The sequence below is a fragment of the Kitasatospora sp. UYEF31 genome (assembly GCF_057291755.1).
The window spans coordinates 93656-104270 of sequence record NZ_JBXAWK010000017.1; the positions used below are offsets into that span (position 1 = coordinate 93656).

Sequence of the window (10615 nt, forward strand, 5' to 3'; positions counted from 1 at the left end):
CGCGCACCCGACGGCGGTGCGCCTCACTGCCGGTAGACCACGTCGTAAACAGCCACCACGCCCTGCTCCGGGTCAACCCGGTAGAGCACGAAGCCGCGGCTGTACGCGGCGATCCGCACCCGGTGCGGCCCACCGGGCTCACGGACCACGGTGGCCGTGTTGTAAGGGTCGTACGCCAGGCGTAACAGCACTTTCTCCAGGTCGTCGACGACCTCGCCGGGGAGGCCCTGTTCGGCGATCCAGGCCAGATCCGCATTGACGACGACACGGTACGGAGGCTTCCCGCCATGCCGGCTCACCCGTCCTGTCCGGCCCGGAGCGCGGCCAGGAAGTCCTCAGCGTCAGTCCACTGACGGTCATCGTCGTAGTCGCCCCCCGCGGGCCCCTCCGGCGGTTCCTTGACCGGGTGCCGGGCGGATCTCTCCCGCGTCCAGGACTCGGCGCGCAGTTGCCACACGTCCATCAGCCGGGCCAGCTCGGCCAGGTCGCCGGCCGCCGCGACCTCGTCGTTGAACCGCTGGCGCTGACCGGGCGGCAGGGCCGCCTCGATGCTCTTGATACCGCGCGAAACGCGGCCGTGCGGCAGCTCTGCACAGCCCGGCCCTTCGTGGCCGGCTCCAGTCTCCGGGACACTCACGATCCGGCCACCTCCTTCATCCGGGGGCGCGATCTCACGCGGGTCCTCACCGGAGCGTACGCCGTGATCGACCCGACTGTCCGGGTGAGTCCACGATCGCCGGGATTCGCCTCCCGCCGCCGCCCGTCCCCCATGCGCCTGTCGGGGTCACCGGGACTCGAAGTAGTCTTCGCTTTCCGACCCTTCGGGTTGTGACAGGCGGAGAAGGTGTCCGGAACACGCGGACAGCTGGACAAACGGGGAAGCGGTCAAGCCGATGGGATTTGTGCACAGCAGGTTTCCGCGGGCCGGGGACGCGGCCGACACCGATCCGGAACCGGACCAGGGACAGCCGGACCGGGCGCAGCGGCCCCCGCTGATCGGCGAGGCTTTTGACGCAGGCACCGCCGCCACCGTCGCACCCGTCAACCTGGTGACAGTCCTCGAACCCACTGCCGACCTCGACGTCGTTGAAGTCGTTGAAGTCGTTGAAGTCGTTGAAGTCGTTGAAGTCGTTGAAGGCGTTGAAGGCGTTGGAGTCGAAGACGAGCCCGCTGTGACGGTCCCGCAGCGCCCCAGTTCCCCGCCGCCGCGTCCCACGCTCCCGCCGCCCCCGGCGACCCCGGCACCTCCGACGGTCCCGCCCGCCCAGCGGGCCGACGCCCCCGACACGGCCGCCCGGCTCGCCACCGCCGAAGCACGGATCGCCGAACTGGAGCGCCGGCTCGACGAACTGACCACAGGTCAGGGGGTTCCCAGGGTGGCGCGACAGCCCTACCCGGTGCCCACGTCACCCCCGGCCGCGGCCCCGGATCCGCAGGATCCGGCCTTCGCCCGCGCGCGGTGCGCCGATCTGTACCGCGACCTGGCCGAGCAACTACTGCCCGCGTTCGCCTGGGCCGCCTGTCCCGGAGTCGGGGCTCCCCACCCCGTCCGGGTCGAGGCGCAGGCCCGCTGCGCCGTGCAGGCCTGCGCGATGCTGCTCGACGCGGGCGGAGTCCCGCCGCTCGACGCACTCCTGACGCTGTGTCAGCTCGCCCCGACGGAGGAGGTCGCCATGCTGGCGGACCGCCTCATCGGGCAGGTCTCAGCGCTGCGGGACAGCGTGCGCGGACGTGTCGAGTGGGAGTACGGAGTGCAGCAGGGAAGGATCGACACGTCGGTCCAGACGCTGTGGGCCGGGTGCGCTGACGACCTGTCGGTGCGGTTCGTGGTCAGCCCCGGGCTGCGCTACGACGGTGAACTCCTGGTTCAGCAGAAGGTGTTCACCGCGATCGGCTGAGATCCACTGGCGCGTGGAGACCGGTGGCCGAGGCCTCCGGAGCACACCCGCGCCCACTTCCGGAACGCGAATCGTCGACCTGCTGTCTACGGCCTGCATCAACGGCCTGCATCAACGGCCTGCGCCGACGTCTCATGCCGATCAGTTACAGATACATAACCGGTCTGGTCCAATTGTGTCCTGTCCTTCATCGATGCGTAAGGACACCGCACACCACTGGTCACTTCGGCCCCACAGAGTGTGCCGCGTCACCGCACGACATCCGACACCTCGGGCCGAGACTTCCCCGGCGGCCCCACGTCTGAAGGAAAGGACACGCCGTGAAGGCACCGCTGTCCACCGGCACTTCCGCAGTCGTACGTCCCCGCCGCCGCCTCGCCGCCCTCGCGGCCACCGGCGCGATACTCGCCCTGTCGGTGACGGGGGCCGCACTGGCCGTCCCGTCCGCAGGTGCCGCCACCGCTGAGAAGACCAACAAGGTCCTGGTCATCGGCCTGGACGGGGCCATGCTGGAGAAGATCAAGCAGGCGCAGGCCCCCAACCTGCACAGACTCATCATGGGCGGCCTGTCCGCGCAGAGCACCCTCTACAGCAACCCGGTCTCGGAGACCTCGTCAGGACCGGGCTGGTCGACGATCCTCACCGGCGTGTGGCCCGCCAAGCACGGCGTGGTGAACAACAGCTTCACCGGCAAGAACTACACCACCTACCCCGACTTCCTGACCCGGATCAACAACGCCAAGCCGCAGTTGGACACGTACGGTGCCGCGACCTGGGGACAGATCACCTCGGAGACCGGAAACGGCGGCATCATCTCCCCCACGGTGGACAAGCGGGTGGTCGGGGCCAACGACCAGAACACCGCCGCCCAGGTCGCCGCGCACCTGAAGAACGACGCGGCGGACGCGACGTTCGTCCAGGAGGACAACGTCGACCACGCCGGTCACGCGAACGGCTCCGCCTCCCCGCAGTACCTCGCCGCGATCGCCGAAGTCGACGGCTACGTCGGGCAGATGCTCGACGCCATCCGCGGCCGTACCACCTACAACGCGGAGAACTGGCTGGTCATGGTGACCGCCGACCACGGGCACAAGCCCAGCGGCGGCCACGGCGGCTCCACCCCGGAGGAGCGGCAGACGTTCATCATCGCCAACGGCGCGGGCATCGAGCCCGGTTCGACCCGCAACGACCTGCGGATGGTCGACATCGCAGCGACAGCCCTCGCCCAGGTCGGCGTGACCCCGGACCCGTCCCTGGACGGCAAGCCGGTCCAGGACGTCAAGCCGGACGCGTTCGACTCGCTGCGCACGGTCCTCGGCAGCGCCATGGACGAGACGGGCACGCCCGATTCGGTGAAGGGCTTCACCCACACCGCCCCCGTCGGCTGGACGGTCGACAACTCCGCGACGGGCACCGGCGGAGTCGCCGAATGGCGCGGCTGGTCGTTCACGACCGATGAGTTCTGGGCGCGCGCCGAGCCGGACCAGGGCCGGGAGAACTTCCTCGCCGGACGCAACGTGATCGCGGTGGCCGACCCGGACGAGTGGCTCGACAAGCCCGCCTCCGGGCTCTTCGACTCGACCCTGGTCAGCCCGAAGTTCCCGGTGTCCGCAGGTGCCAGGCTGAGTTTCTCGTCCTACTACCGGCAGCACGGCGCACAGCGCGGCGAGGTCTCGGTGAGCTTCGACGGCGGAGCGCCACAGACCCTCAAGACCTACACGGCCGGACAGCCCAGCACCGTCGAGTCGTTGCAGCTTAAGGTCCCGGCCGGCGCCACAACCGCGCAGGTGCGGTTCCGGCTGACCGGTGACAACAACTGGTTCTGGGCGGTGGACAACGTCAACGTCAGCTGAGGCCACCGCCCGGTGAGCCGCGATTGACTTCCGACACACCGTCAAGAGACGTCCGGCGTACGGGTTCACCCGTACGCCGGACGTCTCTCACCGTTTGCGTTTCCGCTTCCGGCCGCCAGGTCCACGGCCGGGATGCGACTGGTCGTCGGCCGCGTGGGCGGCCCGTAGTTTCGCCAGCGCCCGCGCCGCCCGCGCCGCGACCGCTGCGACGGGATGCGCCTGGGCGACCACGGTCAGCAACTCCTCGGCCACCGGGTGCCCGCTGACCGCCAGTTCGTCGAGGACCACTTCGGCCTCCGGACCGTCCTCCTCGCCCAGCGGCCCGAATACCTCAAGCACCCCCTCTTCGCCGTCGTACTCGAGCGCGGCCCCGGCCTCCTCGGCGGCTAGCCACACGAGCGTCCGTGAGGACGGTGGACCGACGTCCTGGCCGCGCCCGGCCCGCCGGTGCCAGATGTGCGGGGCGAGCGTCGGGTCGGCCGATGCCGTCTGGAGCGCCCGGTCGATGTCGCCCTCCGGCGGCCCGAAGCGGTCCAGCAGGCCGAACAGCGTTATCCGTTCGAGCGGTCCGGCCGCAGCTGCCGCGCCGAGCAGGTCGCCCAGCGCCTCGGACACCGGACGGCCGAGCGTCCAGGCGGCCAGCTCCCGCAGTGCCGTGTCCTCCGGCCAGTAGACCGCCCCGGCCAGCACCTCGGCCGCCGGCCCCCGGGCGATCTCCGCACTCGTCCGCACCGGCAGGCCGAGCTCCTGGTAGAACCGGTGCACCAGGAACATCCCCAGGTCGGTCAGTTCGAGGAGTTCACCGGTCCGGCGCACCGCGCCGAGCGCGGCGAAGCGGTCGGCGATGAACAGCAACGCGGCCTGGGTCTCGGCGATCCGGAACGGCAGCATCACGTCGTCGGTGGAGCCGAGCGACCGGGCCGCCCAGCCCGGTTCGTACAACGTGCGCCGCTCCTCCGCCAGGTCGGGCGCGTCCAGGAACTCGGCCACACCCAGCTCCCGCGGCCGGGGCCGGATCTGCTCGACCTCGTCGACGTCCTCACCCAGCACCGCCGCGACGAGCCCCGGGAGCGGGACGACCCCGCTCTCCTGGATGAGCGCGGCGATGAGCATGCCACTGAACTCTTCACCGCCCTCGGGGTCCCCGTGTTCCTCCCCGACTGTCGACTCGTCCTCCATCAGGACCTCGAACGCCCGGTAGGCCAGGGCGAGTACGGACTGGTCGTCGCCCGCTGTCCACGTGTGCAGACCCGGCCCGGCGACCACCTGACCTGACGTCAGGGAGAGCATCCCCGTGCCGAGCGCGAGCGTCCAGCGCCGGTGCAGCGCGTGGACGTCACGAGCGGACCTGATCCGCCCGCCCCGGCGCGCCGCGACCTCAGGGACCGCGAGCGCGTCGACGACCTGGCGGGCCGCGGCGGGCGTCAGCACCTCACTGGACGTGGTCTTCAGGCCCGGGTGCTGCGCGACGTACATGGCCAGGGCCGCGGTCTGGGCCAGCAGCGGAGAGCGCCGTACGGCGTCCGCCGCCTCGTTCTCCGGCGGCAGTTGCAGCGGCGGGAAGGAACCCCTGCCCGCCACGTCCTCGATCGCCCGGCGGGTCAGGTCGGCACGTGCCCGGTCGGCCTCCTGCGGGTCGGCCGCCAGCGGTGCCAGCACCCCGTGCTCCCGCAGTTTGCGCCGCACCGCGTAGAGCCCGAGCGCCGTCAGCCGGACCTCGCCGGAATCTACGGTCGGCCAGTCGGCCGCCTCGTCGGTGACGGGCCGCCGCCGGTGCCCGGGGCGGTGCTCCCGGGGGTCGGGGAAGTTCTGTTCGAGCAGACCGTACGCCTCAAGGTCGTCGAGGATCGGCTGGGTGTACGCGGGCGCCAGCCGGGCCAGCGCGTGCATCTGCAACGGCTGGACGGTGCCGTCCACCGGCTGGAACAGCTTCCCCAACGCGAGACCCACCGGGACGAAACTGTCAGCGTGCTCGTACAGCTCCCGCAGCAACGACCGGACCAGATTGCCGTCGCGCAGCACCAGTTGCTCGACCGGCTCCGGGTCGCGGTCCTCCAGGATTCCCTCGGTGACCGCCTCCCACGGCGCTTCCCACGCCGCCAGGACCGCGTCGGTGTCCCCGGCCAGGACCAGCTCCAGGTCGTCGGTGGCTCGTGCCACCGTACGGCCGACCTCGATCAGCCCGGTGTGCTCCGCCACCAGCCAGGCTTCGTGCAGCGGCCCGAAGTCCCGGGCGGTGACCAGCCACTCAAGGTGGCCCTCGGCCGGCCACCCGGCGGCCGGGCCCAGGTCGCGGATCGCGTCGCGGGCCGGTGCGAGCCGCAGCACACCGGTGGAAGTGACCTGCCGACGCCTGCCGACCCACGCCGCCAGGCGTACCGCCGCAGCGAACAGCGGGGCCCTGGCCGCCGCTTCGGCCAGTTCACGGCGGTCGGGCAGATAGACCGGCGGAGCGCTGCCGAGCGGCCCCGGCGGCGGCTCGCTGATGTCAGCGCCCGACAGCGGATCGACCGGCAGGATCCCGACCGGTCCACTGTGTGCGGTAAGGGCCGCGCGCTGGTCGTGCGGGCGCTGGTTGACCTCGTCCATCCACTCCTGCGCGGCACGGGCGTCGGTCAGGTCGACCCCTTCTGAGTCGGCGGCGGCGAACAGCCGCTTCGCCATGCCCCAGGCGGCCGGGTCGGCCATCGCCTCGTCGTAGCCGTCCGCCAGCCGGTCGAGTTCGCCGGTCAGCGGCCGCAGTCCCTCGCTGCGCCGGTTCAGCAGGCCCTGACCGGCCAGGAACTCCAGGAAGCGGCGCAGGCTGGGGACCATCGTGCCGAACTCGTCGGGCTGGAACGCGCTGTACCGGGCCGGCAGCAGCTCGGTCAGCAGCGAGCCGAGGGTGCTCCGGTTCCACAGGGTGGGGTCCGGTTCGTCCAGGTAGAGCTCACGGAACTCGAGGAGGACATCGATGTCACCGACCGCGACCGACGCCGGGGCGTCGGCGGGTCCGGGATGCCGGTCCAGCCACTCGGCGAAGCGGTCGAGGATGTCGTCATGAGTCGGGGTACTGGCCACGCTCTGAGCCTAACGGGGCCCACCGGCATCCTCGGAGGGTAAACGAAGACGGCTTTGTGGGGTTCGGCTCGCCGCCCGGAGGTTTCACTGCTTCCCGGCCGCTACCCGCTCCCGGACCGACGCCATTGCTTGACTCGGCCAAGTAAGTCAGGTTTCCTGTCTACCGACACGATCTGAAAATCCGTCAGCTCTCTGGAAAGAAGGCCTCCGTGATCCGCATCGAGGACACCGACCGCGTCCGGGTCCTGACCCTGGACCGCCCCGAGGCCCTCAACGCCTTCAACGAGGCCCTGTACGACGCCACCTGCGAGGCCCTGATCGACGCGGCCGCGGACCCCGCCGTCGCCGTCGTGGTGATCACCGGTTCCGGACGCGCGTTCTCCGCCGGCACCGACCTGATCGAGATGGCCCAGCGCAACTCCGGGTCCTTCACCGACGGCAAGCACGGGTTCCCCGGCATGGTCGACCAGCTCCAGTCCTTCCCCAAGCCGCTGATCCTCGCGGTCAACGGACTGGGTCTGGGCATCGGCGCGACGATGATCGGCTTCGCCGACCTGGTCTTCATGTCCACTGACGCGAAGATCAAATGCCCGTTCACCTCGCTCGGCGTCGCCCCCGAAGCGGCCAGCAGCGTGACCTTCCCACAGTTGATCGGCCGCCAACGCGCGGCCTGGGTGCTGCTCAGTTCCGAGTGGATCCACGCCGAGGAGTGCGTCGAGCTCGGCCTGGCGTTCAAGGCCTTCGCCCCCGCGGACCTCCTGCCGCAGACACTGCGGCACGCGAAGATCCTCGCGGCCAAGTCCGTCGCCTCGCTCGTCGAGTCCAAGCGCGTCCTGCTCGACGCGCTCGGCACTCAGCTCACCGACGCCCGCGCCCGGGAGAACGACGCCTTCCGCGTCCTCCTCGGCGGCCCCGCCAACCGCGAGGCACTGACCGCCTTCGCGGAGCGCCGCGCGCCCGACTTCACCGCCGTCGACGCGCGGACCGCGGCCGAAGCTCAGTTCTCCGCGCCGACCAGCCCGGGAGCCCCGTCCCCGGCCGGGTCGGTGGGCTTCCTCCGCAGCACGTAGAAGTAATAGACCGCGGCACCGGCGAGCAGCCAGCCGCCGAAGATCCACCAGATCTCCCGGTCGTGCTGCCACATCAGGTAGAGCGACGCGGCCACGCCGAGAATCGGAGTAACCGGGTAGAACGGCACCTTGAAGCCCCGGGCCGCCCCCGGCTGCTTGTGCCGGAAGACCAGGACGGCAATGTTGATCACGGCCAGGATCGCGAACGTGCCGATGGTGGTGAGGTCCATGACTTTCTCCAACGGCACCACGGCCGCCACCGCGCCCAGGACCAGCGCGGTGATCCAGGTGTTCACCACGGGGGTGTGTGTCCTGGGCGACACCTTGGCGAACACACCGGGCAGCAGCCGGTCACGGGACATCGACATGAAGATCCGGGTCTGGCCGTACAGCACCGCGAACACCACACTCGCGATCGCGACGACCGCGCCGAAGGCGATCAGGCCACCGCCCCAGTGCCCGCCGACCACCTGGTCGATGACCTCAGCCAGGGGTGCCTTCGCCGCGCCGAGCGCGGTCGAGTCCATGGCGCCGATGGCCACCAACGCGACCAGCACGTAGAGAAGTGCGGTGACACCCATGCAGATGAAGATCGCCCGCGGCAGGTTCCGCTGTGGGTCCTTGACCTCTTCGCTCGCTGTGGAGACGGCGTCGAAGCCGATGAAGGCAAAGAAAGCGGCGGTGGTCGCGGTGGCGACGCCACCCCAGCCGTGCGGAGTGAACGGTGTCAGGTTGCCCGCGTCGAACGCGGTCGCCGCGACGGCGATGAACAGGACCAGCACGCCGATCTTGACGGCCACGACGATCGCGTTGACCCGGGCGCTCTCCCGGATACCGCGGACCAGCAGCACCGCGGCGAACAACACGATGAGGAACGCCGGGATGTTGACGACGCCTCCGTCAGCGCCGGGCGGCGCGGAAAACCTCTGGGGGATCTGCCAGCCGACCACGGAGTCGAGCAGTTTGTTCAGATACTCACCCCAGCCGACGGCGACCGTGGACACCGAGATGCCGTACTCGGCGAACAGGCACCACCCGATCAGGAACGCCGCACCCTGACCGAGGGTGGCGTAGGTGTACGAGTAGGCGCTGCCGGAGGCCGGGATCGCACCGGACAGTTCCGCATACGCCAACGCGCCGATCAGGGAGACCACACCGGCCAGGATGTAGGACACGATCACAGCGGGCCCCGCGTCGGCGACGCTGTCGCTCAGGCCCACGAAGATGCCCGTGCCGATGATCGCAGCGAGACCGAACGCGGTCAGCTGCCACAGCCCCATCGTGCGCTTCAGGCTGCCACCGGTGCCCGTGCCCGCCTGCGCGGCCATCGCCTCGATGGACTTCGTGGCGAGGATCCGGGAGCCCATCGACGGGCCGGACGGCCCCTGACCTTCGTGCATAGCGGTTCTGTGGTCCTTGCCTACGGCGTGGGCCCGGATCGGTGGGCCACGCGCTACTGCGTCGCTACCCGATAGAGTGACGACTGTATATTTATAGCATTCACAGGATGTCTATGCATAGTTATGCAGATCAGCATCCCCACATGTCCGCTCCGCCCGCGCCACGACCACCCCGCTCCGTCGCCAGGTCACCTGGTCCGGGTTAACTTCACTCCCATGCTGCACTTGCGGGCCATCGTGCCTCCCGACCGGTCCGACGTCGTACAAAAACTACTGATCGCCGAGCCCGGCGCGACCCACCTGGTGGTCTGGCCCGGCGCCGCCGTCGACCCCGCCGGGGACGTCATCGCGTGCGACATCGCCCGCGAGGCCACCAGCCAGGTGCTCGACGCACTGCGCGACCTCGGCATCGACCAGGACGGATCGATCGCCCTGGAAACGGTGGACGTCGCCCTGTCCAAATCGGCGGAGAAGGCCGAACGGGACGCGCCCGGCGACGGCCAGGACGCCGTCGTGTGGGAGCAGATCACGGAGGTGACCAGCGAGGAGTCGACCCTCTCGGTGACCTTCCTGGCGTTCCTGACCATCGCCACGATGATCGCCGCCTGCGGCGTCATGCTCGACAACCCGATCCTCATCGTCGGCTCGATGGTGGTCGGCCCCGAGTTCGGTCCGCTGGCCGGCTTGTGCGTGGCGACGGTGGAACGGCACCCCCGGCTGGCCGTGCGGTCCGCGCTGGCGCTCCTGGTCGGATTCCCGGTCGCAATGGTGCTCACCATGGGCTTCAGCGCACTGATGAGCGTCCTCGGCCTGTTCGACAAGGCGATGCTCGAAGCCGACCGGCCACTGACGTCGTTCATCTACCAGCCCGACTGGATGTCCTTCTGGGTAGCGTTCCTCGCCGGGGTCGCCGGAATCCTGTCACTGACCTCATCCAAGTCGGGCGCGCTGATCGGCGTACTCATCTCGGTGACAACGGTGCCGGCCGCCGCCAATGCCGCGGTGGCGATCGGATACGGCGACCTGGACAAGGCCGCGGGTTCCCTGGTGCAACTGGTGCTGAACCTCGCCGCGATCGTGGTGGCCGGAGTGCTGACTCTACTGATCCAAAAGAGCGTGTGGGCGCGGGTGAGCCGCCGAAAGGCCAGTTGAGCCAGTTGAGCAAGAAAATCAAATTGAGCAAGAAAATCAAAACATATTGACGGCGTACGTTTTTCCCCAGGCATAGGAATACTTCCAGAAACGCAAAAGGCCCCCGTCCATAAGGACGGGGGCCTTTCACTCAAGATAATTCCGGCGGCGACCTACTCTCCCACACCCCTTCGAGTGCAGTA

The 10615-nt window shown here is 69.7% G+C and carries 8 protein-coding genes; 4 read left to right on the forward strand and 4 right to left on the reverse strand.

Annotation, left to right across the window (positions count from 1 at the left end; translation table 11 throughout):
- Positions 1–23 precede the first annotated feature (23 nt).
- Positions 24–299, reverse strand: a complete 276-nt coding sequence (locus AC0Z36_RS11425) for a hypothetical protein (protein ID WP_485462671.1) — start codon at positions 297–299, stop codon at positions 24–26.
- Positions 296–637, reverse strand: coding sequence for a hypothetical protein (locus AC0Z36_RS11430; RefSeq protein WP_485462672.1), 342 nt, complete (start codon positions 635–637; stop codon positions 296–298). Before AC0Z36_RS11430 ends, AC0Z36_RS11425 begins: the two co-directional genes overlap by 4 nt.
- A 256-nt stretch (positions 638–893) precedes the next feature.
- Here AC0Z36_RS11430 and AC0Z36_RS11435 point away from each other — a divergent pair, with 256 nt between their 5' ends.
- Positions 894–1898: a hypothetical protein gene (locus tag AC0Z36_RS11435; RefSeq protein WP_485462673.1), complete on the forward strand. Its 1005-nt coding sequence runs from the start codon at positions 894–896 to the stop codon at positions 1896–1898.
- A gap of 320 nt (positions 1899–2218) precedes the next feature.
- Positions 2219–3751, forward strand: coding sequence for an alkaline phosphatase family protein (locus AC0Z36_RS11440; protein WP_485462674.1), 1533 nt, complete (start codon positions 2219–2221; stop codon positions 3749–3751).
- An 87-nt stretch (positions 3752–3838) separates the two neighbouring features.
- Here the strand turns inward: AC0Z36_RS11440 and AC0Z36_RS11445 are convergent, their stop codons facing one another.
- Positions 3839–6811, reverse strand: a complete 2973-nt coding sequence (locus AC0Z36_RS11445; protein ID WP_485462675.1) for a hypothetical protein — start codon at positions 6809–6811, stop codon at positions 3839–3841.
- Positions 6812–7020: 209 nt separating this feature from the next.
- Here AC0Z36_RS11445 and AC0Z36_RS11450 point away from each other — a divergent pair, with 209 nt between their 5' ends.
- Positions 7021–7881, forward strand: coding sequence for an enoyl-CoA hydratase/isomerase family protein (locus AC0Z36_RS11450; RefSeq protein ID WP_485462676.1), 861 nt, complete (start codon positions 7021–7023; stop codon positions 7879–7881).
- Here the strand turns inward: AC0Z36_RS11450 and AC0Z36_RS11455 are convergent.
- Positions 7809–9281 carry an amino acid permease gene (locus AC0Z36_RS11455; protein ID WP_485462677.1) on the reverse strand — a complete coding sequence of 491 codons (1473 nt, stop codon included), beginning with the start codon at positions 9279–9281 and terminating at the stop codon, positions 7809–7811. The genes AC0Z36_RS11450 and AC0Z36_RS11455 overlap by 73 nt on opposite strands.
- Before the next feature lie 216 nt (positions 9282–9497).
- Between AC0Z36_RS11455 and AC0Z36_RS11460 the strand changes: the two genes are divergently transcribed.
- The gene (locus AC0Z36_RS11460) at positions 9498–10433 is read left to right on the forward strand and encodes a DUF389 domain-containing protein (RefSeq protein ID WP_485462678.1); all 936 of its coding nucleotides are present in this window, start codon (positions 9498–9500) and stop codon (positions 10431–10433) included.
- Positions 10434–10615 lie beyond the last annotated feature (182 nt).